Below are 24,850 nucleotides of genomic sequence, written 5' to 3'. Positions count from 1 at the left end.
CACTTCGACAACGAGATCGACATGGCCGGTCTGGCGAAGATCGAGGGCATCGTCAAGGACGAGGTCAAGCCGCAGGTCCACACGTGGACGTTCCCTGACGGGAAGGTGCTGATCGTTCTGTCGGAGGGTCGTCTGCTGAACCTGGGCAACGCGACCGGTCACCCGTCGTTCGTGATGTCGAACTCGTTCGCGGACCAGACTCTGGCGCAGATCGAGCTGTTCACCAAGCCGCAGGAGTACCCGACCGACGTCTACGTGCTGCCCAAGCACCTGGACGAGAAGGTCGCCCGCCTCCACCTCGACGCCCTGGGCGTCAAGCTCACCACGCTCCGCCCGGAGCAGGCCGCCTACATCGGCGTCAAGGTCGAGGGCCCGTACAAGCCGGACCACTACCGCTACTGATCCGCTACCGCCCGCCGCAACCTCCGCGGCCACCGGCATTCGAGCCGGGCTTGAGAGCCCGGCCGGATGCTGAGACGTCGGAATCAGGCCACGCAGCAACCTCGAGGAGAGTCAGTTGGAGAGTCTGCGAGAGCGCGCGACGGAACTCGCGGCGATACGGGCCCTGGCCGTGGCCGGACCCGGCGACCGGGCTACCGCCGCGCAGCACGCCAAGGGAAAACTGACGGCGCGCGAGCGGATCGAGGTGCTCTTCGACGAGGGCTCCTTCTGCGAGGTCGAAGGACTGCGCAGGCACCGCGCGACGGGCTTCGGCCTGGAGGACAAGAAGCCTTACACCGATGGTGTGGTGACGGGCTGGGGACAGGTCCAGGGCCGCACGGTGTTCGTCTACGCGCACGACTTCCGCATCTTCGGCGGAGCGCTGGGCGAGGCCCACGCAACGAAGATCCACAAGTTGATGGACCTGGCGGAGGCCGCCGGCGCACCGGTCGTGGGCCTGTGCGACGGCGCCGGCGCCCGCATCCAGGAGGGCGTGACGGCCCTCGCCGGGTACGGCGGCATCTTCAAACGGAACGTGCGCAACTCGGGTGTGATCCCGCAGATCTCGGTGATCCTGGGCCCGTGTGCCGGTGGCGCCGCGTACTCGCCGGCGCTGACGGACTTCGTGTTCATGGTGCGGGGCACCTCGCAGATGTTCATCACGGGTCCGGACGTGGTGCAGGCCGTCACCGGCGAAGCGGTGACCATGGAACACCTCGGTGGCGCGGACAGCCACGGCGCGGTCTCCGGCGTGGCCTCGTTCGTCTACGACGACGAGCGCAGCTGTCTGGAGGACGTCCGGCACCTGCTGTCGCTGCTGCCGTCCAACAACCGTGAGCTGGCTCCGGCCGGTGACCTGGAGGATCCGGCGGACCGTCGCAACGACGTGCTGCTGGACCTGGTTCCGGCGCGCCCGACCCAGGGCTACGACATCCGCGAGGTGATCGAGGAGATCGTCGACCACGGCGACTTCTTCGAGGTCCACGGGCAGTGGGCACAGAACATGGTCTGCGCCCTGGCACGCCTGGGCGGTCAACTGGTGGGTGTGGTGGCGAACCAGCCGGCGCACCTGGCGGGCGTCCTGGACATCGAGGCCTCGGAGAAGGCGGCGCGGTTCGTGCAGTTCTGCGACGCGTTCTCCATCCCACTGATCACCCTGATCGACGTACCGGGATTCCTGCCGGGCGTGGACCAGGAGCACCAGGGGATCATCCGGCACGGTGCGAAGCTGCTGTACGCGTACTGCAACGCGACGGTGCCGCGGATCAGTCTGGTGCTGCGCAAGGCGTACGGCGGCGCCTACATCGTGATGGACTCCAGCTCGATCGGCGCGGACGTCGCGCTGGCCTGGCCGTCCAACGAGATCGCGGTGATGGGCGCGGAGGGCGCTGCGAACGTGATCTTCCGCCGGGAGATCGCCGCGTCCGCCGACCCGGAGGCCACCCGGGCGCAGCGGATCAAGGAGTACCAGTCGGAGCTGATGCATCCGTACTACGCGGCCGAGCGCGGCCTCGTGGACGACGTCATCGACCCGGCCGAAACCCGCTCCCGGCTGATCGCCACCCTCGGGATGCTCCGTGCCAAGAGCGCGTCGCAGCCGAGCCGCAAGCACGGGAACCTGCCGCTGTAGGAACCGTACGAGGAGAGCCGGGACGGGGACCCCCCGTCCCGGCTCCTCGCATGTCCTCGTGCGTCCTCGCACGTCCTCGTGCGTGCCCTGCGCACCGCGCCGGGCGGCGCGGCCCCGCCGTTGCGTACCGCCGACTCTCGGCCACGCCGTGCGCGGCGAAGGCGGACCGATTGTTGCCTTGCACGGATCTTCTAGCCGTGCTCCAGACCGAACGGCGAGGCTCGCAGCACTGAAGCCGCTTCTGCGGTGCGAGCCCGCCGGCCCCAGGCCTGGAGGAAAAACAGTGAAGGACAGTCGATGAGACGGGTAGTCATCACCGGAATCGGGGTCGTCGCCCCGGGAGGAGTGGGCACCAAGGAGTACTGGGAGCTGCTCACGGCCGGCCGCACGGCCACCCGGGCCATCACCCTGTTCGACGCCACCTCCTTCCGTTCCCGGATCGCGGCCGAGGCGGACTTCGACCCCGCGGCCCACGGGTTCACGCCCGAGGAGGCCGTCCGCCTGGACCGCGCCGCCCTGTTCGCGCTGACCAGTGCGCGCGAGGCGATCGCCGACAGCGGCGTCGCCGACGGGCTCGACCCGGTGCGCACCGGTGTCAGCCTCGGCAGCGCCGTCGGCTGCACCACCGGACTCGACAACCAGTACGCGGTCGTCAGCGATCTGGGCCGGCTCTGGAACGTGGACCACGACCGGGCCGTGTCCCACCTCTACGACTACTTCACCCCCAGCTCGCTGGCCGCCGAAGTGGCCCGTGACAGCGGTGTGCAGGGACCGGTCTCGCTCGTCTCCACCGGCTGCACCTCCGGTCTCGACTCCATCGGTCACGCCGTCGAGTTGATCCGCGAGGGCAGCGCCGACGTCATGGTCACCGGTGCCACCGAGGCACCCATCTCGCCGATCACCGTGGCCTGCTTCGACGCGATCCGCGCCACCTCGACCCGCAACGACGACCCGGCCACCGCCTCGCGCCCCTTCGACCGCACCCGCAACGGGTTCGTCCTCGGTGAGGGCTCGGCCGTGCTGGTCGTCGAGGAGTTGGAGCGGGCCCGCCGCCGCGGCGCCCGGATCTATGCGGAGATCTCCGGATTCGCCAGCCGCAGCAACGCGTACCACATGACGGGGCTGCGCTCCGACGGTGCGGAGATGGCCCACGCCATCACCGCCGCCCTCGCCGAGGCCCGCCTGGACGCGTCCGCCATCGACTACATCAACGCCCACGGCTCGGGCACCAAGCAGAACGACAAGCACGAGACCGCGGCCTTCAAACGCAGTCTGGGACAGCGCGCCTACGAGGTGCCCGTCAGCTCCATCAAGTCGATGATCGGGCACTCGCTCGGCGCCATCGGCTCCCTGGAGGTGGCCGCCAGTGCCCTGGCCATCGCGCACGACACCGTGCCGCCCACCGCCAACCTGCACGAGGCGGACCCGGACTGCGACCTGGACTACACCCCGCTCACCGCCCGCGAGCAGCGCACCGACGCCGTCGTCACCGTCGGCAGCGGCTTCGGCGGGTTCCAGAGCGCCATGGTCCTCAACCGCCCGAGTCTGAAGGATGCAGCATGACCGCCGCCACACTCGACCAGTCCGGCGCCCCGGTGAAGACCGCCACCGCCGTCTTCACCGGTGTGGGCGTCACCGCCCCCAACGGGCTGGGCGCCCGGGCCTGGTGGGACGCCGTCCTGCGCGGTGAGAGCGGCATCCGACCGCTGACCCGGTTCGACGCGAGCGGCTACCCCGTACGGTTGGCCGGCGAGGTTCCCGGTTTCGTCGACGAGGACCACGTTCCCAGCCGGCTCCTGCCGCAGACCGACCGCGTGACCCGGCTCTCGCTCGCCGCCGCCAAGGAAGCCCTCGACGACGCGGACGCCGATCCGGCGCAGCTGCCCGAGTTCGCCGCGGGGGTGGTCACCGCATCCTCCGCCGGCGGTTTCGAGTTCGGACAGCGCGAGCTGGAGGCGCTGTGGAGCAAGGGCGGCCAGTACGTCAGCGCGTACCAGTCCTTCGCCTGGTTCTACGCCGTCAACTCCGGCCAGATCTCCATCCGGCACGGCCTGCGCGGACCGAGCGGTGTCATCGTCACCGAGGGCGCGGGAGGCCTGGACGCCGTCGCCCAGGCCCGGCGCCAGCTGCGCAAGGGCGCCGCCCTGATGGTGACCGGCGCCGTCGACGCCGGGATCTGCCCCTGGGGCTGGAGCGCGCACCTGGCCGAGGGCCGGATGAGTCGGGTCCCCGACCCGGCCCGCGCCTACCTGCCGTTCGACGCCGACGCCTCGGGCCACGTCATCGGTGAGGGAGGCGCCCTGCTCGTCCTGGAGGACGCCGAGGCGGCCCGCGCCCGCGGTGCCCGCGTCTACGGTTCCTTCGCCGGCTACGCGGCCACCTTCGACGGCCCGGACACGCCCCGGCTCGTCGACGCGGCCCGCCTCGCGCTGGCGGACGCCGGCTTGGCCCCCGGGGACGTCGACGTCGTCTTCGCCGACGCCGCCGGCGAACGCGCCGCGGACCGCGTCGAGGCCGAAGCGATCACCGCCCTGTTCGGTCCGTACGGGGTCCCGGTCACCGCCCCCAAGTCGATGACCGGCCGCCTCCTGTCCGGAGGCGCCTCCCTCGACCTCGCTGCAGCCCTCTTCACCCTGCGGGACCAGGTGATCCCGCCGACCACCGGTACCGCGCGGCCCGCCGACGACTGCCCTATCGACCTGGTCACGGGCGCCCCGCGGACCGGTACCGCACTGCGCACCGCCCTGGTGCTGGCCCGCGGCCGGGGCGGCTTCAACGCCGCCGCCGTGGTCCGCGCCGCCTGACGCTGCCAAGACCCGAACCCGAACAGCCAAGAGGAGATCCCCATGCGGCACCTGGAGCTGACCGACCTGACCCGCCTGCTGCGCGAGTGCGCCGGCGAGGAAGAGGGCGTGGACCTGGACGGCGACGTCCTCGACATGCTCTTCCTCGACCTCGGTTACGACTCGCTGGCGCTGCTGCAGACCACCGGGCGCATCGAGCGCGAGTACGAGATCACGCTCGACGAGGAGGCCATCGACGAGGCCGAGACCCCCCGCCAGTACATCGAGCTGGTCAACCGGGTGCTCTCCACCCGCGTTTCCGTCTGACCTCCCAGCCCGCGCACCCGCCCCACCCCGCGCACGCCCCGTCACCGGGTCCGCACCGAAAAGGAAGCATCATGACCGCTCCAAGCCGTCGGCGCTTTGTCGCCGGTACGTTCACGGCCGGCGCCGCCGCCGGGCTCGCCGCGGCGGGCATGACGCCCGCCCTGGCCGCCCCCGCGCGGCGCGCCACGGGCACCGGTGCGGGCACCGGTGCGGCTGCGGCCACCGAGCCCGCCGTGGACATCACCGCCGACGACCCGCGCTACGAGGACCTCGCCACCCGCGGCAGCAACAAGCGCTTCACCGCCCGGCCCGCCGCGTTCCGCCTGGCCACCACCACCGAACAGGTCGTCCAGGCCGTCGGCGAGGCCGCCCGCGCGGGACGGCGCATCGCCGTGCGCAGCGGCGGCCACTGCTACGAGAACTTCGTCGGGGACGCCGCGGTCCGCCTGGTCCTCGACCTCGGCCAGATGAACGCGGTCCGCTACGACGAGGCCAAGCGCGCCTTCATGATCGAGGCCGGCGCGCGCCTGATGGACGTCTACAAGACGCTCTACTACGGCTGGGGCGTCACCCTGCCCGGCGGCGCCAGCGCCACCGTGGGTCTGGGCGGCCACATCACCGGCGGCGGATACGGCGCCCTGTCGCGCCGGTTCGGCATCGCCGCCGACCACCTGTACGCCGTCGAGGTCGTCGTCGCCGACCGGTCCGGCCGCGCCCGCGCGGTCGTCGCCACCCGGGAGGCGGGCGACCCGCACCGCGAGCTGTGGTGGGCGCACACCGGAGGGGGCGGCGGCAACTTCGGCGTCGTCACCCGCTACTGGTTCCGCACTCCCGGAGCCACCGGCACCGACCCGGCCGCGCTGCTGCCGCGCCCGCCCGCCACCATCTTGACCAGCGCCGTCCTCTTCCCGCGCGAGGGCATGGACAAGGCCGCGTTCCGTCGCCTGGTGCGCAACCACGGTCTGTGGCACGAACGCAACAGCTGCGCCGACTCCCCGTACGCGGGGCTCTACGGCGGCCTCGTGCTGTTCGGCAAGCTCAAGGAGAACGACCCGGGGCAGAGCGCCATCAGCTTCGCCCACATGGACGGCACCCGCCCCGACGCCGAGAAGCTGCTCGCCGACTACACGGCCGCGCTCACCGAGGGCGTTCCGGTCACCCCGTACGACCTCGGCACCACCCGTGACACCTGGCTCAACGCGACCGTGGCGCTCGGCCAGTCCCAGGACACCGACAAGGGCCGCCAGAAGATCAAGTCGGCCTATCTGCGGCGGGCCTGGACCGAGGCCCAGATCGACGCGCTGTACGCCCACCTCAACAACACCGACCACAGCTACGAGTCGGCGTCCGTGTCGCTCCAGTCATACGGCGGACAGGTCAACGCCCTGCACCCGGCGGCCACGGCCACCGCGCACCGCGACGCCGTCCTCAACGTGATCTTCATGAACACCTGGCAGGACGCGGCCGGCGACGCCGAGAACATCGGCTGGCTGCGGCACGCCTACCGGGACGTCTTCGCCTCCACCGGCGGGGTCCCGGTCCCGGGCCGCGGCGCCGACGGCTGCTACATCAACTATCCCGACGTCGACATGGCCGACCCGGCCTGGAACACCTCGGGCGTGCCCTGGCACCGCCTCTACTACAAGGACAACTATCCGCGCCTGCAGCGGGTCAAGGCGGCCTGGGACCCGCGCGGACTCTTCGGCCACGAGCTGGGCGTCAGCCCCGCCTGAGGCGACCCCCTCGTACAGACAAGGAAACCAGCGTGATCACTTTCATCAACCGATTCGAGGTCACGGGCCCGGCCGAGGAGTTCGAGGAGGCCTTCGAGCGGACCTCCGCGTTCTTCGCCGCCCAGCCCGGCTTCATCCGCCACCGGCTCCTGCACCACATCAACGACCCGGAGCTGTACGTCAACGTCGCCGACTGGGACGACGAGGACACCTTCCGCCGGGCCCTGGCCCAGCCCGAGTTCGTGGCGCACCGCACCGCCCTGCGCGCGCTCAGCAGCAGCGACCCGAACCTGTACACCCCGATGCTGGAGCGCGTCGCGCGCTGAGTGCGGGCTCCACCAGAGTTCGAGGGGGGCTGCGGGAGCGGCTGTCAGGATCGCCCCGGGCGGACCGGACCGTCCGACTCCCGCACGCACCACAGAAGGAAGCTGACGTGGACTCAACCAGGCCGGCAGTCATCGCTGAAGGGCTGCGCAAACGGTACGGCAAGCGGTACGTGCTCGACGGGTTCGACCTCACCGTCGAGCAGGGCACCGTACACGGCCTCCTCGGGCCCAACGGCGCCGGCAAGACCACGTCCGTCGGCATCCTCTCCACCCTCGTCAAGCCCGACGAGGGCCACGCCCGGGTGGCGGGCTTCGACGTGGTCTCCCAGTCGGCCGAGGTCCGCTCCTCCATCGGCATGGTCGGCCAGTACGCAGCCGTCGACGAGGTGCTCAGCGGTCGCCAGAACCTGGTGATGTTCGGGCGCCTGCACCACCTCTCGCCGCGCGGCGCGCGCCGCCGCGCCGACGAGCTCCTGGAGCGCTTCCGGCTCCACGACACCGGCAGCAAGCCGGTCAAGAACTTCTCCGGCGGCATGCGCCGCCGCCTCGACCTCGCGGCCAGCATGGTCCTCGCCCCGCCGGTCCTCTTCCTCGACGAGCCCACCACCGGCCTGGACCCGCGCAGTCGCAACGAGGTGTGGGAAGCGGTCCGCGACCTGGTCGGCGGCGGCACCTCGGTCCTCCTGACCACGCAGTACCTGGAGGAGGCCGACCAGCTCGCCCACGGCATCTCCGTCATCGACAGCGGCAAGGTCATCGCCAAGGGCACGCCCGACCAGCTCAAGAGCCAGGTCGGCGGGGACCGCATCGACGTGGTCGTGCGCCGCGCCGAGGACCTGCCCGCCGCCGCGACCGCGCTCGCAAGGATCGCCCAGGGCACCCCGGACACCGACCCCGACACCCGTCGGGTCAGCATCCGCGTCGCCGAACGCACCAGCGCCCTGGGCGAGACGGTGCGCGCCCTGGACCACGCGGGCCTGGAGGCGGAGGACATCGCCCTGCGCCGCCCCACCCTGGACGAGGTGTTCCTGCACCTCACCGGCCACACGGCCACCCCGGCCGCGGACACGGCCGCAGACGACGCATCCAGCCGAAAGGCAGTCGCCGCATGAGCACGACCACCCCGCTCCCGCTCCCCCAGATGCCCGCCATCCCGCGCGGCCCGCTCGCCCGGCTGCGCTGGGCCGCGGCCGACGGCTGGACCATCACCCTGCGCGGGATGACGCACTGGGTGCGCGAACCGGGCACCCTGGTCGGCGCGCTCGCCTTCCCCGTGCTGATGGTCCTGATGTTCGGCTACTTCTTCGGTGGCGCGATGCAGGTCCCCGGCGGAGGCGATTACAAGGAGTTCCTCGTCCCCGGCATGTTCGTGATGACGATGGTCTTCGGCATGGGCGAGACGGTCACCGCCGTCGCCGCCGACAAGAACCGCGGCATCACCTCGCGCTTCCGGACCCTGCCGATGTCCCCCTCCGCGGTGGTCGTCGGACGCGCCGTCACCGACATGATCAGCTCGGTGCTCGCGCTGGCCGTCCTGATGGGCGTCGGCGTCCTGATGGGCTGGCAGGCCCACGGCAGCCTCGGCGACACCGCCCTGGCCGTCGGCCTGCTCCTGCTGCTGCGCTTCGCGCTCGTCTGGGCCGGCGTCTACCTGGGCCTGCTGATGAGCGGACCCGAGGGCATCACCATGGTGCAGACCCTGGAGTTCCCCATCGGCTTCCTCACCAGCGCCTTCGTCGCGCCCTCCACGATGCCGGGCTGGCTCGGCACGATCGCCGAGTGGAACCCCCTGTCCTCGACCGTGCTCGCCACGCGCGAACTGTTCGGCAACCCCGGCTGGGGCGGGGACTCCTGGATCGCCCAGCACGCGCTGCTGATGGCAGTGGTGTGGCCCGTGGTGCTGTGCGCCGTTTTCTTCCCGCTCTCCGTACGCCGGTTCAGGAATCTGACAACCTGATCGCCAAGAGCGGCGGAGCGGACCAGAACAACCGAGGAAGCGAACGCATGGTGTGGATTGCGCGTGAGCAGGCCGGCCTCCTGGCGCGGTGTGCGACCGTCTTCGAGCCCGGGGACCCGGCCAGGACCGGCCGGATCCTCCTGTGGAACCCGGACGGATCACCCCCGCCCGACGTGCCGGGCGGCCGGGCCGCGGAGGCCGGCCTGCTCACCGCCCACGGTCCGCGCACCCTGCCGGTGCTCCGCCTCGAACTGGCGGACGCGCTGCCCGTACTGGCCCACGCCCGCCGCGCACACGAGGAACAGCGCGGCGGCGCCGACGGGTCCGGCCCCGTGCACCCGGCCGCCGCCTTCTGGGGCGGGGCCCTCGCCCTCGCCCTGCACCTGGCCGCCCGCGAACGCCTGCTGCCCGGCGTCTCCGCCGGCGGCTACGACGCCTGGCGGACCGGCCCCTACGACTCCGAGGACGTACGACGGCTGCGGGAGCTGGCCGCCGCCGCACCGCCCGAGGCGCTCGCGCTGCCCGTGCCCGGCACGGAGCTGCTGCCCGAGGCCGACACGGTGCTGCGCGCCTTCCTGGACGCCGTCGCCGACGTACTGCCGCGTACGGCAGCCGCCGAGGCCGCCACCGGTCGCGCCGCGTTCGCCGCCACCGCCCCCCAGTACGTGCCCCAACTCCGTTCCTGGGCCGAGGAGATCTCCCTCGGCGTCGACTCCGGGGTCCGGGTCTCCCTCGCCGTGGTCGTCGGCGACGGGGCAGCGGAGCCGCTGGTCAGGGTCGAACCGCGGGTGGCGAGCCTCGCCGACCCCACCCTGAGCCTGGCCGCCGCGGAACTCTTCGACGGGGCCCCGCACGCGCTGGGGCCGCGCGCCCAGGCCGATACGGTCCTCGCCGTGCGCCGCGCCGCCGGCGTGTGGGAGCCCCTCCAGCGGCTGCTCCCGGTACCCCGCGAGATCGCCCTCGACGACCGCGAGACCAGGGCGCTGCTCTCCGACGCCGGGGGCCGGCTGCGCGCCCACGGCATCGACGTCCACTGGCCCGAGGACGCGGCCCGGGGCCTGAGCGCCCACGCGCTGGTCGGCGCCGACCGGGTCCCTCCGGCCGATCTGCGCGCGTTCATGGGCGACGGAACCGTCGACCTGCGCTGGCAGCTGCGTCTCGACGGCGAACCGCTCACCGAGGAGGAGACGGCAGCGATCGCCGGCGAGGGCCGTCCGGTGGTCCGGCTGCGCGACCGCTGGGTGTTCGTGCCGGCCGAGCTCGCGCGCAAGGCCCGTACCCGCGAGCTGAAACCGCTCACCGCCATCGAGGCGCTCTCGGTCGCCCTGAGCGGCTTCACCGAGATCGCCGGCGAACGGGTCCCCGTCGTCCCCGGCCCCTGGCTGGTGGCCCTGCGCGCCCGCCTCGCCGAACCCGACGGCGGCGACGAGCAGATCGCCGCGCCCGCCGCCCTGGCCGCCACCCTGCGCGACTACCAGCTGCGCGGTCTGCGCTGGCTGGACCGGATGACCTCCCTCGGCCTCGGCGGCTGCCTCGCCGACGACATGGGCCTGGGCAAGACCATCCAGCTCATCGCCCTGCACCTGCTGCGCCAACAGGACCCGCGCACCCAGGGCCCCACCCTGGTGGTCTGTCCGGCCTCGCTGCTGGGCAACTGGGAGCGCGAGGTGGGCCGGTTCGCCCCCGGCACCCCCGTGCGGCGCTTCCACGGCCCCGGCCGCACCCTGGAGGGCGCCGAGCACGGGTTCGTCCTCACCACGTACGGCACGATGCGCCTGGACGCCGACCGGCTCGCCGCCCACCCCTGGGGCATGGCCGTCGCCGACGAGGCCCAGCACGTCAAGAACCCGGCGTCCGCGACCGCCCGCGCCCTGCGCCTGATCCCGGCCGGTGCCAGGATCGCACTGACCGGCACCCCCGTCGAGAACAGCCTCTCCGAGCTGTGGGCCGTCCTCGACTGGACCACCCCCGGACTGTTGGGCGCCTACGGGAACTTCCGCCGCCGCTGGATGGCCCCGATCGAGGCCGAACGCACGGGCACCGTCGAGGACGCAGGCACCGCCGCCCGACTGGCCGCGCTCGTACGCCCCTTCCTGCTGCGGCGCAAGAAGTCCGATCCGGGGGTCGCCCCCGAACTGCCGCCCAAGACGGAGACGGACCGCCCCGTCGCCCTGACCGCCGAGCAGAGCGCCCTGTACGAGAAGCTCGTACGGGAGGTCATGGCCGAGATCCGCGCCACCGACGGTATCGCCCGCTCCGGGCTGGTCCTGAAGCTGCTCACCGGGCTCAAGCAGATCTGCAACCACCCGGCCCAGTTCCTCAAGGAGGGGGCGGACAAGGCCGCGTCCTCCCCGGAGGGGGGCGCGGTCCGGCTCACCGGCCGCTCCGGCAAGCTGGAGCTGCTCGACGAACTCCTCGACACCATCACGGCCGAGGACGGGGCCGTCCTCGTCTTCACCCAGTACGTCGCCATGGCCCGCTTGCTCCAGGCGCACCTGGACGAGCGGGGCGTCCCGGCCCAGCTGCTGCACGGCGGCACCCCCGTGCCCCGTCGCGAGGAGATGGTCCGCCGCTTCCAGGACGGCGAGGTCCCGGTCTTCCTGCTCTCCCTCAAGGCGGCGGGCACCGGACTCAACCTGACCCGCGCCGACCACGTGGTGCACTTCGACCGCTGGTGGAACCCGGCCGTCGAGGCGCAGGCCACCGACCGCGCCTACCGGATCGGCCAGACCCGCCCGGTGCAGGTCCACCGCCTCATCGCCGAGGGCACCATCGAGGATCGGATCGCCGCGATGCTGGCGTCCAAACAGGAGCTCGCCGACGCCGTGCTGGGCAGGGGCGAGCAGGCGCTGAGCACGCTCGGCAACGATGAGCTGGCGAACCTGGTCGAGCTGAGGAGCACGTGATGGGCGAAGCACACGACGGCGCGCGGGGCTTTGCCGCCTTCGCCGCGCGCAAGGGCGGCCGGGCCCGCGGCAAGTCCTGGTGGGGCGGACAGTTCGCGCAGGCCGTGGAGGACACCTGGCCGGAGGAGGACCCGCTCAAGCGGGGCCGCGCCCTGGCCCGTTCGGGCCGGATCGGCCCGATCACGGTCAGTCCGGGCCGGATCGCCGCGCGCGTCCACGGCGCCGAGGACAGCCCGTTCACCACGGAGCTGACCCTGCGGGTGTTCGAGGACGAGGACTGGGACGCCCTGTGGGAGAAGACCGCGGACCGGCCAGCCGAGACCGAAGCGGTGCTGGCCGGTGAGCTCCCGCCCGACCTGCTGGAGGCGGCCGAGGACGCCCGACTGGGCCTGCTGCCCGGCTACGGGGACCTGGAACCGGACTGCGACTGCGACGAACCCGACCACCCGTGCGCGCACGCGCTGGCGCTCGCCTACCAGTTCTCCTGGCTGCTGGACGAGGAGGAGGCGCTCCTGCTGTTCGTCCGGGGGCGCGACGCCGAGGAGGCTGCGGAGGAGCTCAAGTCGGTCCTCATGCTGCGGGCCATGTTGTCGATGGACGACGCGGAGGACGCCGACGATACGCAGGACGCGGAGGACGCCGACGGGGCCGGGGCGCACGACGCGAAGGACGCCACCGGCCGGCACCAGCCCGGCACCCCGGCCGCCGAGGCCTACGCCCGGCCGGCCGTCCCACTGCCGCCGCTCCCCCCACTGCCCGCTGCCGCCGCCCCGGTCGAGGAGCCGGAACAAGTCACCGGGATCACCGCGGACCCGCTGGAACGCCTGGTGGCCGATGCCGCGGTACGCGCCCGCGCGCTCCTCGCCTACACGCACGGCCTCACCGACGAACCGCCCCGGCCGCTCGACGCCTGGCAGGACACCGTACGCATCGCCGCCACCCACCCCGATCCGCGGGTGCCCGAGCGGCTGCGCGCGGCCTCGGACCGTCCGGCCGAGCTCGACCGGGCCGCACAGGCCTGGCGCTACGGAGGCGCGGCGGGCCTGCGGACGCTGGAAGAGCCGTGGGATCCGCCGGCCCAGGAGACGGCACGGGCCCGTACGGCCCTGGCGACCGCCTGGGAGGCCGACGAGCTGCCCGAGCTGGAGGTATCGGGCAACCGCTGGACGCTGGGCGGTCGCGGCCTCCAGCTGCGCCGTGGGCGCGACGGGCGCTGGTACCCGTACCGCGAGCGCGAAGGCGTCTGGTGGCCGGCCGGCCCGCCCGACGCCGACCAGGCCCTCGTCCTCGCCGCCCTGCTGGAGGACGACGGCCGCTAAGCGGGCTCGGGGAAGTGAGGCACGCCCCCACCCCGCCCGGCACGCACTCTCGCCGCACCGGCCGAAGACCCGAGTACGTCCAGTACAAGGGCCTTCAGCCGGCATACCGAGAGCACGCACCGAACGACGCGGAAACGCACCTCACTTCCCCAAGACCGCTCAGCGCTGTGACCGGAAGGTTCGCCGGTGGGCCCGCGGCGTCGGGTGCGGTGCATCGCAAGGCGGAGGGCCACGACTCGTACGGGACGTACGTACGTGGTGCGACAACGCGGCGAGGCGCCGTGCCGGGCGTCGCCCGCCGGTGAACCCTTCCGGTCACCGCACCAGGAAAACGGTCCGCGCACAGGCCGCCAGCGGGACTCCGATGATCCTCCAGTCGCCGAAACCACGATCGGGACGAAAGGTTCGAGCGTGAGGACCGGAAGGAGTCCAGGCCAGTGAAGAGCGCAGGCACCGCGGCCGACCGCACACCCCGCTCCCTCACCGACGGCATCCTCGCCCAGGCCCGGCGGAGCCCGCGGGCGACCGCCTTGGTGTGGCGCGACGAGGAGATCAGCTACGGCGCGCTGCTGCACCGGGCCGCCGCCGAGCGGACCCGGCTGGCCCGGATTCCCGCGGGCACCCCGTTGGGGGTGCCCGCCGTGAAGTCGCCGGCGACCATCGCCCTGGTGCTGGCCGCGCTGCTGGAGCGCCGGCCGGTGCTGCTGCCCTCGCCGCTGCTCGGCGCGGACGTACTGGAGCGGCTGTACCGGCAGGCGGGCGTCGAGCACGTCCTCACGCCGCTGGACACCGGGACCTGGGAGAGCGGGCGGGCCCGCTTCGCCGACGCCGCACCGTCCGAGGGTGCGGCCGAGCCCGCACTGCTGTTGACCACCTCCGGCTCCACCGGCACCCCCAAGATCGTGCCGCTGCGGGCCGAGGCCGTAGACCGGTTCGCCCGCTGGGCCGCGGACGCCTTCGGGATCGTCCCCGGCACCGCCGTCTTCAACTACGCGCCGCTCAACTTCGACCTCTGCCTGCTCGACGTGTGGACCACGCTGGCGCACGGCGCCAAGGTCGTGCTCGTCGAAACCGACCGGGCGACCCACGGCGGCCACCTGCTGGACCTGCTGCTGCGCCACCGGCCCGAAGTCGTCCAGGCGGTGCCGCTGTTCTACCGGCTGCTGACCGATGCCGCCCGCGAGAGCGGCGCCACCGTCCCCGGCGTACGGCACGCCCTGTTCACCGGTGACGCGCTGCCCGCCCCGCTGCGCGCCGGGCTGCCGACCCTGCTGCCCGGCGCCCGGCTGTACAACCTCTACGGCTGCACGGAGACCAACGACAGCTTCCTGTACGAGCTGACCGGCGCCGAGGACCCCGCCCTGCCGCTGCCGCTCGGCTCCCCGCTGCCCGGGGTCGGCGCCCTGCTCGTCGGCGCGGACGGCACGGTGGTCGAGGGCCCGGGCACCGGCGAGCTCTACGTCACCACGCCCTTCCAGACCGAGGGGTACCTGGGCGCCGCCGCAGGGTCGGCCGCTTTCGTGGACCACCCGGCCGGGGCCGACCGGCGTCGCTGGTTCCGCAGCGGCGACCTGCTGACCCGGTCCGCCGACGGCACGCTGAGGCTGGACGGCCGCACCGACTTCCAGGTCAAGGTCCGCGGTGTGCGGATCAACCCGCAGGAGACCGAGCACGTCCTGCTCGAACACCCCGGCGTCCTGGAAGCGGCCGTCCTGGCGCTGCCCGATCCGGTGGCCGGCCGGTTGCTGCACGCGGTGGCCCGGCGCGCACCCGGCTCCGACCTCAACAGCCTCACCCTGCGCGGACACCTGGCCCGGGGCCTGCCCCGGGCCGCGATCCCCTCGGTCCTGCGGATCACCGACGGCCCGCTGCCACGGACCTCCACCGGAAAGGTCGACCGCGACCAGGTCGTCCGAGCCCACTTCACCAAGGAGAACTGACATGCAACGCATCCAGGCCATCAAGGAATTCATGGTCCGTGAGTTCCTGCCGGATGTACCCGCCGGCGAGCTGGACGCGGACCTCGACCTGCTGGAGAACGGCGTCGTCGACAGCCTCGGCCTGCTCAAGGTGATCGCATGGCTGGAGGACGTCCACCACATCAACACCGACGAGTTCGACCTCGACCCGGAGTCCTTCCGCTCGGTCGCGGCCATCGACGCGTTCATCGCGGACGCGTCCCGACAGCAGGCGGAGGCCGCGTAGCCATGCACGACGCCGTCGCCGCCGTCATCGGGCAGGACCGGCCGGTGGACCTGCCGATGTGGAGGTCGTTCTGGGACGGGCTGCACGAGCGCGGGCTGCGCCGGGGCGAAGCCGTCGCCCTGCTCGCCTCGCTCTCCACCGCGCTGCCCGGCCGCACCACGCTGACCGCCCTGCTCGACTCGCTGGCGGAACGCCGCCCGGGGCACGCGGGAAGCGGCCCGGGGGCCTTCGACGGCGCGGTCAACATCGTCGGCACGGGCGGCGGCCCGCGCACGTTCAACATCTCCACCGCGGCTGCCCTGGTCGCCGCCGCGATGGGCACCCCGGTCGTCAAGACCGGCTCGCGCGCGTACACCTCGTCCATGGGCTCGATCGACCTGCTGGACCGCCTCGGCGTTCCGCTGACCGGGTCGTACGAGGAGACCCACGCGATGCTGGAGAGCTGCAACATCGCCTTCGCCGGGTTCTTCGTCTACCCGGCGGAACTGGCCCTGCTGGCCCGCGCCGTCCTGCCGCTGGACATCCGCACTCTCGGCCGCAGCATCAACGCACTCGGCCCCTTCCTCGCCGACATGCCGGTCTCCGCCCAGGTCACCGGCGTCTCCGACGCCCGCCTGGCGTCCGCCCTGCGGACCGCGGCCGCGCACACCGCCCGCGGCACCGGCCGCCGGGTGTGGCTGGTCGGCAACGAGCTGGGCGCCGACGAACTGCTGGGCTGCACCACGAACCGGGTGCACGCCCACGAGGCCGACGGGGAGGACGAGTTCACCCTCGACCCGACCCTGCTCGGGCTGCGCCCCGGCACCCTGGAGGGGCTGCGCCCGCGCGGCGCCGATCCGGCGGCGTACTTCCGCGCCGTGCTCGGCGGCGAAGCGGGCCGGGAGGCGGAGGACACCGTCTGCCTCAACGCCGCCGCACTCGCCGTCGCCGGCCGCACCACCGGCGACTGGCACGAGGCACTGCGCTGCGCCCGGACGGTGATCCACGACGGGGGCGCGCTGGCGCTGCTGGAGCGACTGCGGACCCGGGCGGCCGTCCATGCCTGAGCAGTCCCCGTTCTTCGCCGGGCGCGGGCCCGGCCGCCCCGGCCTGGCGGTCTTCCTCAACGCGGGGGACCCGCCGCTGGACCTGCTGCCCGAGCTCGCCGCGATGCTGGACGAGAACGAGGTCGACTGCCTGGAACTGGCCGTGCCGTTCCCCGACTCGGTCACCGACGGCCCCGTCGTACGCCGCTCCGCCGACCGCGCGCTGGCCGCCGGGACCGGCCTGGCGGACACCCTGGCCGCCGTGGCCCGGATCCGCCCGGGCCTGCGCCACCTGAAGATCGCGCTGCTCGCCGACTGGAGCCACACGGTGCGGGGCACCGCACCCGCGGACTTCGCCTGCGCCGTCCGCGACGCCGGCTGCGACGGGCTGCTGCTGCACGGCGTACCGCCGCGGCTGCGCGCCGCCCACTACGAGGCCGCCCACCGGGCCGCACTGCCGCTGGTCACCACCTGCTACGCGGTCTCCGACGCCGAGGCCCTGGCTGCTGCGGCCCGGGACGCCTCCGCCTACCTCTACCTGGTCGCCCACTACGGGCGCAGCGGCACCTCCGCCGCACCCGACCACGCCCGGCTCGCCCGGGCGCTCACCGCCTTGCGCGCTGCCTGTGCCGTCCCCGTTGCCGTCGGCTTCGGGGTCAGGACGGCCGAGGACATCGCGCTCCTGGCGGGCCTGGGCGCCGACGCGGCCGTCGTCGGCAGCGCCGGCGTGGCCCGCATCGAAGCGGCACTGACCCAGGACCGCGATCCCGTCGAGGAGTTCGCTTCCTTCGTACGGGAACTTCGTACGGCCGGCGAGACCGTCCGTCGGCCCGATCCAGCAAAGGAGTCCCACTCATGATCGTTCGCAAGCTCGACGAGGTCACCACCGTCGACTGGGGCAACGGCCTCAGCCGCCGCTTCCTCACCCAGCAGGACGGGGTGGGCTACACCGTCACCGACACCATCGTCCGCGCGGGCACGAAGTCCCGCCTGGAGTACCGCAACCACATGGAGAGCTGCTACTGCATCGAGGGCAGCGGCGAGGTCATCGACACGGCGGGAAACTCCCACCCGATCACCCCGGGCACCCTCTACGCGCTCGACCGCCACGACGCCCACTGGCTGGTCGCCTCCCCGCACGAGGACCTGCGCCTGGTGTGCATGTTCACGCCCGCCCTGCGCGGCGACGAGGTCCACGACCTGGACTCCGCCGAATACTCCCACTACTGAGCCGATGACCGACTGGACTGCGGACCAGCAGGCCCTGCGCGACGGCCTGGCGCCCTGGCTCGAAAAGCTGAGCGCCGGGCACGTCGAGCGGGACGCCGAGGCGGCCTTCTCCCGGGAGAACTGGGCGGCCGTCGCGGCGACCGGCATCCTGGGCCTGCCCTTCGACGAGCAGTGGGGAGGGCTGGGCCAGTCCCTGCTCACCACCATGTACGTGCTGGAGGGACTCGGCGAGGGCTGCCGGGACGCCGGCCTCAACTTCTCGGTGTGCACGCACATCGTCTCCACCGGGGTGCCTCTGCACCGCTTCGGCTCCCCGGAGCTCAAGGCGCGCTTCCTGCCGGGCATCTGTTCGGGCGAGCTGATCGGCGCGCACGCCATCAGCGAGCCCGACAGCGGCTCCGACGCGCTGGCCATGCGCACCCGCGCGGTGCGCGACGGCGACCACTTCGTCCTGAACGGCAGCAAGGCGTTCGTCAGCAACGGGCCGGTCGCCGACCTGCTCACCGTGTACGCCCGCACCAGCGAGCGCCCCGGCCCGCTCAGCATCACCGCATTCCTGGTGGAGCGCGACACCCCGGGCCTGACGGTGGGCGGTCCCATCGCCAAGATGGGCCTGCGCACCTCGCCGCTGAGCGAGCTGTACTTCGACGACTGCCGGGTGCCGGCCTCCCAGGTCGTCGGGCGCGTCGGCGGCGGCTTCCTGGTGCTGGACCACGTGATGCGCTGGGAGATCCTGTGCTCCTTCGTGATCAATGCGGGGGAGATGCGCGACCGGGTGACGCGCTGCGTGGAGTACGCCCGCAACCGCACCCAGTTCGGGCAGCCCATCGGCTCGTACCAGGCCGTGTCGCACAAGATCGTGGACATGGAGGTGGGCGTGGAGACGGCCCGGCACTGGCTCTACGGCACCGCCGAGAAGATGGCCGCGGGGGAGAACGTCACCTGTGACATCGCCATGGCCAAGCTGGTCACCAGCGAGGCCAACGTCGCCTCGGCGCTGAGCGCCGTACAAATCTTCGGCGGCAACGGCTACATGGCCGAGTACGGCATCGAGAAGGAACTGCGCAACGCGGTCGCCGGGACCATTTACTCCGGCACCTCGGAGATCCAGCGCAACCGCATCGCCTCGCTGCTCGGCCTGTGAGGCGACCGCCCACGACCCCGACCGGAAGCAGAGTCCACCCATGAGTACCCCGCCGACCGGGCCCGCCGCGCTCGCCGCCACCGACTTCATCGACCACGACTCGGCCGAGGTCCGCGCGTTCGTGGCGCGCGCCGTGCCGGCCGACGCCACCACTCCCACCGCGCAAGCCGTCGCGCTGTACTACGCGGTCCGCGACCGGATCCGCTACGAGGTCTACGGGGCGGACCTGTCCCGCACCGGCCTGCGGGCCAGCAGCGTGGCCACCTCCCGCTCCGGCATGTGCCTGCACAAGTCGGTGCTGTACACGGCCGGACTGCGGTCGCTCGGCATCCCCGCGCGCCTGGTGCTGACCGACGTGCGCAACCACCTCGCGTCCGGCCGGCTCAAGGAGCTGCTGGGCGGTGACGTCTTCCACCAGCACTGCCTGACCTCGGTGCAGTTGGAGAACGGCTGGGTCAAAGCCACCCCGGTGTTCAACAAGACGCTGTGCCGGCTCTACGGGATGGCCCCGCTCGACTTCGACGGGACCGCCGACAGCCTGCACCACCCCTTCGACCTCCAGGGCAGGCGCCAGATGGAGTTCCTGCGCTTCCACGGGGAGTTCGACGACCTGCCGTACGACGCCGTGCTGGCCGATCTGCGGGCCGCCCACCCCGACCTGATCGGCCCGGACGGCACCGCCTTCACCGCGGGCTCGCTCGTACGCGACGCCCGGCAGGGCCCGTCCACGGCCGCGGCTCCGGCCGCGGCGGCCTAGTGCTCGTCAAGTTCTGCGGGGCCACCAGCACCGCCGAGGTCCGCCACACGGCCACCGCCGGCGCCGACCTGGTCGGGCTCTGGTACCGGGTGCCGGGCGGCCCCGCGGAACTGTCCTGCGAGCAGCTGACCGCACTCGCCACCACCGCCCACGCGCACGGCGTCGCCCCGGTGCTGGTCACCTTCGGCACCGATCCCGCCGTACTGCTGGAGGCGGTCCGGACCGCCCGCATCCCGTGGGTGCAACTGCACGGCTTCCAGAGCCCCGGGGTGGTCCGGGCGCTGCGCCGCGGCGGCCCGCCCGGCCTGAAGATCGCCAAGGTGCTCCACCTGAAGGACGGTGCGTGCGTCGAGGACGGCCTGACCGGCGCGTACGAACGGGCGGGCGCGGACTGCTTCCTGTACGACGCGGTCGGCGCCGACGGCCGCCTCGGCAGTACCGCCCGGACGCTGGCCGACGGCGCCGTCACCGCGCTCGCCGACCGGACCGGGCTGCCCTTCCTGCTGGCCGGTGGCCTGCGCGCGGACAACCGGGACGCGTTCGCTGCCGCCCGCGCCCATCCGCGCTTCCTCGGCATCGACGTGGATTCGGCCGCCCGGGACGCCCGGGGCCTGCTGGACGCGCAGCGCGCCACCGCCGTCACCCGTGCCTGGAGGACCCGATGACCGCCCCCACCGACTCCGCGGCCCCCACCGCTTTCACCGACGCACTCGCGGCAGCCCATCGCCCCCTGATCATGGAGGTCAAACGGCAGGACGCCGACGGCCGCGACCTGACCCGCGGACGCCCGGTCGCCGAGATCGTGCGCGGCTACGAGGAGGCGGGCGCGCCCTGCATCTCGGTCGTCACCGGCCGCTGGTTCGGCGGTACGGAGGACCTGCTGGCCGAGGTCGCCGCGCTGACCCGGCTCCCGCTGCTGCGCAAGGACTTCATCACCGGCCGCCGTCAGCTCGAACGCACCCGCGCCCTGGGCGCGAGCGCGGTGCTACTGACCGCCAAGGTGCTGCCCGCCGGTGCGCTGGCCCGTCTCACCGACCAGGCCCTGGAGTGCGGCCTGACCCCGTTCGTCGAGGTCGCCGATGCCGCCGAGGCGGCGGGCGTGCACCGCGGCGCGCAGTGCGTGGTCGCGGTCAACAACAAGGACATCACGACCCGGGAGCGGCTCGCGGGCGATCTGGACCGGGGCGCGTCCCTGCTGCCCGAGTTGCTCCGTACGGGCACCCGCTTCCCGGTCAGCGCGAGCGCCATCGACACGCCCGAGCGGGCGGCGGCACTGGTGCACGCCGGTTTCCGCGCCCTGCTGATGGGCACCTCGCTGCTCGCCGCGCCCAGCCTGCCCGACTGGTGCGCCGCGTACGACACGGCCCTGCTCCGGGCCCCGCACACCGACCGGGAGGTGTCCGGGGATCCGGCGCGGGCCCTTCAGCGCCGGCGGCCCGCCGGCTGAGCGGCCTTGCCGCGCGCGGTACGGCCCCAGGGCTTGTACACCGAGACCACCGCGGCCACGGTGAGCAGGACGAACAGCGCGGGCACGCTCCACACGAGGAAGTCCCCGGCCCCGCCGGGGTCCGGTGCGGCGCCGCCGGCCGTGGCCGTGCGCTCGCTGGCCCGCATGACGGTCGGGTGGATCACGAACCACGCGAAGAACGTCATGAACAGGGTGATGACCCACTTGACGATGATCCACCAGTGCAGCAGCAGGCCCCACTTGGTCCCGCAGGACAGCAGGACGCCCGTGATCGCGGCGGCCAGGCTGAAGACCGTCACGCTCGTGTCGTCGAAGACGTACATCGCGTAGTAGACGCCCTTGGCGATGGCAGCGTCGTCCGTGGTCACCCCCATCACCGCGAGCACCGCCATGGAGAGGGACAGGCCGACCCAGCCGACCGACGTGACCACGTGCACGGCGAGCGTCAGCTTGCGGGCGCCCCGGCTCAGTTCGAACTTCTTCCCCTTCGGGCGGGGGGTGGTCTCGCGCGCCGTGCGGGACGGTGCGGCGTCGTGATCGGTGGCGGGGGACAAGGGCGACTCGCTCTCTGTTGCGTATGGAAAAGTCACTGCCGCGGCGCCGCGGGGGAAGGGTGCCGCGGCAGCGACTCTGTACACCGTACAGAGTGAATCTGTACGGTGTACAGAGTTACCTCTTCAGAAAGGGGCTAAACCAGTCATGGGCAAAGAAGTTGGCCGAAAGATGGACCCGGCGCGCACGTTGGCCCTGTTGTGGCGCACCCGGGACACGGACGCCTCAGTCCCCGTCCGACCCGCCCGCGGCCCTCGCCAGCAACTGACGGTGGACCGCGTCGTGCACGCCGCGATCGCCCTCGCGGACGCCGAGGGACTGGCCGCGCTCTCCATGCGCAAGGTGGCGGAGCCGCTCGGCGTCTCCACCATGACGATCTACACGTACGTCCCGGGCCGCGCCGAACTGGTCAACTGCATGCTGGACGAGGTGCTCGGCGAGTCGCCCTCCCTGGCCGGCGCGGCACACTGGCGCGAGGCCCTGGAGACCTACGCCCACGGGAGCCGGGACATCGCCCGCCGCCACCCCTGGGTGCCGCCGCTGTTCTCCTCCCGCATGCTGATGGGCCCGAACGAGACCGCGGTGTGGGACGCAGTGCTCGGCGCCGTCGCCACCACCGGCCTGCCCGAACGGGACATACTCACCGTGGTCCACCTGGTCAACGGCTACGTCCGCGGCGCCGCCCAGCAGTCGGCGGACGCCGAGGGCGACGAGCGCCGCTCGGGGCTCAGCTACGACGAGTGGTACGAGCAGAGCGGCCCGCTGCTGGAGCGGATGATCCCCTTCTCCCACTACCCCAACCTCACCCGGGTGTGGCTGTCGGGCGTCTTCGAGGAGCCCGGCGCGGGCCTGGGCGCCGACGGCGGGTTCGAGTTCGGACTGCAGCGCGTCCTCGACGGCATCGAGCAGTACGTCGACGAGCACGGCAGCCCGCCCCGACGGCGGCGTACGGGCCGGCGGGCGGACGACGTTCCGACCGGCTGACGGCGCGCACCCCCCTCGACCCGCTCTCCAAGCACCCTCCAGGTCCGCCGCCCACGCTGGCAGCACAACTGACCGAGGTGCCCGGGGAACCGGGCGTGAACAGGGTGGAGCAGGCGAGTGACAGTACTGGTGACAGGAGCCACGGGTTCCGTCGGCCGCCACGTGGTCGGCCGCCTCGTCTCCGCGGGAGTGCCGGTACGGGCGCTCACCCGCAACCCGGCCACCGCGGGCCTGCCGGACGGGGTCGAGGTCTTCGAGGGCGACCTCGACCGGCCCGAGACGCTGCGCGCGGCGCTCTCCGGCGTCGAGCGCCTGTACCTCTTCCCGGTGCCCGAGACGGCCCGCGAGGTCGTCGCCGCCGCCAAGGAGGCCGGGGTCCGCAGGATCGTCGTGCTCTCCTCGTCCTCCGTGCTCGACACCTCCGGAGACAACCACAGCGGTGAGCACCACCGCACCGTGGAGCGGGCCGTCGAGGAGTCCGGCATCGACTGGACGTTCATCCGCCCGGACGAGTTCGCCACCAACGTGCTCTGGAAGTGGGCCCACTCCATCCGGACCGAGGGCATCGTCCGCGCCCCGTACGGGAACGCCCCGCGTGTCCTGATCCACGAGGCCGACGTCGCCGCCGTCGCCGCGACCGCCCTGCTGGAGGACGGGCACGCCGGCCGGGCGTACGTGCTCACCGGCCCCGAGGCCGTCACCCAGGCCGACCAGGTCGCGCAGATCGCCGACGCCATCGGCCGCCCCGTCGCCTTCGAGGAGATCACCCCCGACCAGGCCCGCCAGTTCATGGGACAGGTCATGCCGGCGCCGGTCGTCGAGATGGTCCTCGGCTACCTCGCCGAGGCCGTGGCCCACCCGCCCGTTCCGGTGGACACCGTCGAGCGGATCACCGGCCGCCCCGCGCTGACCTTCGCGCAGTGGGCCGCCGACCACGCCGGCGACTTCGCGCCGCTCGCCCAGGAGGTGGCCGCATGAGCACCGCATCCGCCGAGCGCACCGCCGCCGAGCACGCCGCGACCACCGAGCGCACCGCCGGCGCCAACACCCTGGTCCGGATGATCGGCAGCGGCGAGCCCGAGCAGCAGATCGTGTCCGCCGGGGGTACCCGCCCCACCGCGGGCAAGGGCAAGGTCGTCGTCGAGGTCGAGGCCGCCGGCGTCTCCTACGCCGAAGTGCAGATGCTCCAGCACCTGCACCCGTTCCCGCCCAAGTTCCCCTTCGTGCCCGGCTACGACCTCGTCGGCACGATCGTCGAGGTCGGTCCCGGCGTCGTGGGCTGGACGGTGGGCGACCGGATCGCCGCCATGCCCCGCCAGGGAGCCTGGCAGCGTTTCGTCGAACTGCCCGCAAAGACGCTGGCCGGGGCGCCCGCCGGCCTGGACGCGGCCCTGGCCGTCTCGCTGGTGACCAACGGCGTCACCGCCTACCAGATGCTGCACCGTCTGACGAAGCTGGAGCCGGGCCGGACCGTCCTCGTCCACGGCGCCAGCGGCGGCGTGGGCGCCCTGCTCACGCAGCTCGCCGTCCACCGCGGCCTGCGGGTCATCGGCACCGCTTCGGCCGCCAAGCACGACACGGTGCGCGGGTTCGGCGCCGAGCCGCTCGACTACCGCACCCCCGACCTCGCCGCGGCCGTGCGGACGCTGGCCCCGCAGGGCGTGGACGCCGTCTTCGACCACATCGGAGGCTCCGGGCTGGACGTGGCCTGGAAGGTGCTCGCCGAGGGCGGCACCCTCGTGTCCTTCGACTCCTCGGTGGCGGGCTACCGGCCCGGTCAGTGGTTCCGGCCGCACGTGCCCGCGCTGCGCCGTACGGTGGCCCGCTGGTTCGCCCGGCACCTCGGCTTGACCGGTGGCCGCCGGATGACCATGTACTACGTCAAGCCCGGCGAGGACTTCAACACCGACTACGCCGAACTGTGCCGGCTGACCGCCGAAGGCGTCCTGCGCCCGCAGATCGCCGGCCGCCACCCGCTGGACGGCGCCGCCGCCGCGGTCCGCGCCCTTCTCGACGGCGCCACCGTCGGCAAGCACGTCCTGATCCCCTGAAACCCCGTACGC

Annotated in this window: 24 protein-coding genes; 23 read left to right on the top strand and 1 reads right to left on the bottom strand. The window is 72.9% G+C overall.

Annotated features, from left to right (window positions below):
• The 20 genes from ABZZ20_RS33000 to ABZZ20_RS32905 all read left to right on the top strand — a co-directional run.
• On the top strand, positions 1–402 hold a 402-nt coding region (locus tag ABZZ20_RS33000; RefSeq protein WP_356876048.1), incomplete at its 5' end, for an adenosylhomocysteinase.
• 115 nt (positions 403–517) lie between these two features.
• On the top strand, positions 518–2,071 hold the full coding sequence (locus ABZZ20_RS32995; protein WP_356876046.1) for an acyl-CoA carboxylase subunit beta: 1,554 nt from the start codon (positions 518–520) through the stop codon (positions 2,069–2,071).
• Between the two features lie 297 nt (positions 2,072–2,368).
• Complete coding sequence (locus ABZZ20_RS32990; RefSeq protein ID WP_356876044.1) at positions 2,369–3,634, top strand: beta-ketoacyl-[acyl-carrier-protein] synthase family protein; 1,266 nt, start codon at positions 2,369–2,371, stop codon at positions 3,632–3,634.
• Positions 3,631–4,875, top strand: coding sequence for a ketosynthase chain-length factor (locus ABZZ20_RS32985; protein ID WP_356876042.1), 1,245 nt, complete (start codon positions 3,631–3,633; stop codon positions 4,873–4,875). The genes ABZZ20_RS32990 and ABZZ20_RS32985 overlap by 4 nt, the downstream gene beginning before the upstream one ends.
• 42 nt (positions 4,876–4,917) lie before the next feature.
• Entirely contained in the window at positions 4,918–5,181 is a 264-nt protein-coding gene (locus ABZZ20_RS32980) for an acyl carrier protein (RefSeq protein ID WP_356876040.1), read from the top strand.
• Positions 5,182–5,252: 71 nt separating this feature from the next.
• Positions 5,253–6,914 (top strand): FAD-binding protein, encoded by a 1,662-nt coding sequence (locus ABZZ20_RS32975; RefSeq protein WP_356876038.1) that lies wholly within the window; start codon positions 5,253–5,255, stop codon positions 6,912–6,914.
• 32 nt (positions 6,915–6,946) lie between these two features.
• Positions 6,947–7,240, top strand: a complete 294-nt coding sequence (locus ABZZ20_RS32970; protein WP_356876036.1) for an antibiotic biosynthesis monooxygenase — start codon at positions 6,947–6,949, stop codon at positions 7,238–7,240.
• Positions 7,241–7,347: 107 nt separating this feature from the next.
• Complete coding sequence (locus ABZZ20_RS32965; RefSeq protein ID WP_356876034.1) at positions 7,348–8,352, top strand: ATP-binding cassette domain-containing protein; 1,005 nt, start codon at positions 7,348–7,350, stop codon at positions 8,350–8,352.
• Positions 8,349–9,197 (top strand): ABC transporter permease, encoded by an 849-nt coding sequence (locus ABZZ20_RS32960; protein ID WP_356876032.1) that lies wholly within the window; start codon positions 8,349–8,351, stop codon positions 9,195–9,197. The genes ABZZ20_RS32965 and ABZZ20_RS32960 overlap by 4 nt, the downstream gene beginning before the upstream one ends.
• A 47-nt stretch (positions 9,198–9,244) precedes the next feature.
• Positions 9,245–12,103 carry a DEAD/DEAH box helicase gene (locus ABZZ20_RS32955; RefSeq protein WP_356876030.1) on the top strand — a complete coding sequence of 953 codons (2,859 nt, stop codon included), beginning with the start codon at positions 9,245–9,247 and terminating at the stop codon, positions 12,101–12,103.
• Positions 12,103–13,422 (top strand): hypothetical protein, encoded by a 1,320-nt coding sequence (locus ABZZ20_RS32950; protein ID WP_356876028.1) that lies wholly within the window; start codon positions 12,103–12,105, stop codon positions 13,420–13,422. Before ABZZ20_RS32955 ends, ABZZ20_RS32950 begins: the two co-directional genes overlap by 1 nt.
• A 437-nt stretch (positions 13,423–13,859) precedes the next feature.
• Complete coding sequence (locus ABZZ20_RS32945) at positions 13,860–15,362, top strand: AMP-binding protein (protein ID WP_356876026.1); 1,503 nt, start codon at positions 13,860–13,862, stop codon at positions 15,360–15,362.
• Position 15,363: 1 nt separating this feature from the next.
• Positions 15,364–15,627 (top strand): acyl carrier protein, encoded by a 264-nt coding sequence (locus tag ABZZ20_RS32940; protein WP_356876024.1) that lies wholly within the window; start codon positions 15,364–15,366, stop codon positions 15,625–15,627.
• A gap of 2 nt (positions 15,628–15,629) precedes the next feature.
• Positions 15,630–16,673 (top strand): hypothetical protein, encoded by a 1,044-nt coding sequence (locus tag ABZZ20_RS32935; protein ID WP_356876022.1) that lies wholly within the window; start codon positions 15,630–15,632, stop codon positions 16,671–16,673.
• Complete coding sequence (gene trpA / locus ABZZ20_RS32930) at positions 16,666–17,511, top strand: tryptophan synthase subunit alpha (RefSeq protein WP_356876020.1); 846 nt, start codon at positions 16,666–16,668, stop codon at positions 17,509–17,511. Before ABZZ20_RS32935 ends, trpA begins: the two co-directional genes overlap by 8 nt.
• Positions 17,508–17,882 carry an ectoine synthase gene (locus tag ABZZ20_RS32925; RefSeq protein WP_356876018.1) on the top strand — a complete coding sequence of 125 codons (375 nt, stop codon included), beginning with the start codon at positions 17,508–17,510 and terminating at the stop codon, positions 17,880–17,882. Before trpA ends, ABZZ20_RS32925 begins: the two co-directional genes overlap by 4 nt.
• Positions 17,883–17,886: 4 nt before the next feature.
• Entirely contained in the window at positions 17,887–19,026 is a 1,140-nt protein-coding gene (locus tag ABZZ20_RS32920) for an acyl-CoA dehydrogenase family protein (RefSeq protein WP_356876016.1), read from the top strand.
• A 40-nt stretch (positions 19,027–19,066) separates the two neighbouring features.
• Positions 19,067–19,783 (top strand): transglutaminase-like domain-containing protein, encoded by a 717-nt coding sequence (locus ABZZ20_RS32915; protein ID WP_356876014.1) that lies wholly within the window; start codon positions 19,067–19,069, stop codon positions 19,781–19,783.
• Complete coding sequence (locus ABZZ20_RS32910) at positions 19,783–20,448, top strand: N-(5'-phosphoribosyl)anthranilate isomerase (protein ID WP_356876012.1); 666 nt, start codon at positions 19,783–19,785, stop codon at positions 20,446–20,448. Before ABZZ20_RS32915 ends, ABZZ20_RS32910 begins: the two co-directional genes overlap by 1 nt.
• Positions 20,445–21,230 carry an indole-3-glycerol-phosphate synthase gene (locus ABZZ20_RS32905; protein WP_356876010.1) on the top strand — a complete coding sequence of 262 codons (786 nt, stop codon included), beginning with the start codon at positions 20,445–20,447 and terminating at the stop codon, positions 21,228–21,230. The genes ABZZ20_RS32910 and ABZZ20_RS32905 overlap by 4 nt, the downstream gene beginning before the upstream one ends.
• On the opposite strand, the gene ABZZ20_RS32900 is transcribed toward ABZZ20_RS32905, so the two are convergent.
• Positions 21,206–21,805 (bottom strand): DUF2269 domain-containing protein, encoded by a 600-nt coding sequence (locus ABZZ20_RS32900; RefSeq protein ID WP_356876009.1) that lies wholly within the window; start codon positions 21,803–21,805, stop codon positions 21,206–21,208. The two genes, ABZZ20_RS32905 and ABZZ20_RS32900, sit on opposite strands and share 25 nt — an antisense overlap.
• Before the next feature lie 145 nt (positions 21,806–21,950).
• On the opposite strand from ABZZ20_RS32900, the gene ABZZ20_RS32895 reads away from it, so the two are divergent.
• The 3 genes from ABZZ20_RS32895 to ABZZ20_RS32885 all read left to right on the top strand — a co-directional run bounded on the left by ABZZ20_RS32895 (position 21,951) and on the right by ABZZ20_RS32885 (position 24,838).
• Positions 21,951–22,787: a TetR/AcrR family transcriptional regulator gene (locus tag ABZZ20_RS32895; protein ID WP_356876008.1), complete on the top strand. Its 837-nt coding sequence runs from the start codon at positions 21,951–21,953 to the stop codon at positions 22,785–22,787.
• A gap of 117 nt (positions 22,788–22,904) precedes the next feature.
• On the top strand, positions 22,905–23,765 hold the full coding sequence (locus tag ABZZ20_RS32890) for an NAD(P)H-binding protein (RefSeq protein WP_356876006.1): 861 nt from the start codon (positions 22,905–22,907) through the stop codon (positions 23,763–23,765).
• Positions 23,762–24,838, top strand: coding sequence for a zinc-binding dehydrogenase (locus ABZZ20_RS32885; protein ID WP_356876004.1), 1,077 nt, complete (start codon positions 23,762–23,764; stop codon positions 24,836–24,838). The genes ABZZ20_RS32890 and ABZZ20_RS32885 overlap by 4 nt, the downstream gene beginning before the upstream one ends.
• The last annotated feature ends 12 nt before the right edge of the window (positions 24,839–24,850 follow it).

This window comes from Streptomyces sp. NPDC006430 (genome assembly GCF_040612395.1).
Lineage (GTDB): Bacteria > Actinomycetota > Actinomycetes > Streptomycetales > Streptomycetaceae > Streptomyces.
This window is presented reverse-complemented; position numbering and strand designations above follow the sequence as displayed.